Annotated in this window: 1 protein-coding gene; it reads left to right on the top strand. The window is 66.9% G+C overall.

Translation table 11 applies throughout. The features are described 5' to 3' along the window. Nucleotides 1-263 (top strand): flavin reductase family protein (locus tag ACRHNM_RS17065; protein WP_431137825.1); only part of this gene is annotated, 263 nt, incomplete at both ends.

The following is a 263-nucleotide window of genomic DNA, read 5'->3' as shown; positions in this document are numbered from 1 at the left end:
GGGACTCCCCCAGGAATTTCGATGTCAGCCAACTGAGCACCGCCAATGCCTTCAAGCTGCTCTCCAGCGTGGTGGTGCCGCGCCCCATCGCCTGGGTGGTGGGCCAGTCGGCGCAGGGGCAGGCCAACGCCGCGCCGTTCTCGTTCTTCAACGTGGTCAGCAGCGATCCGCCGATCGTGGCGCTGGGCATCGGCCCGCGCGGCGGGCAGTTGAAGGACACCTCGCGCAACATCCTGGAGACCGGCGAGTTCGTCATCAACCTG

The sequence above is a fragment of the Psychroserpens mesophilus genome (assembly GCF_050617655.1).
GTDB lineage: Bacteria > Bacteroidota > Bacteroidia > Flavobacteriales > Flavobacteriaceae > Psychroserpens > Psychroserpens mesophilus_A.
This window is presented reverse-complemented; position numbering and strand designations above follow the sequence as displayed.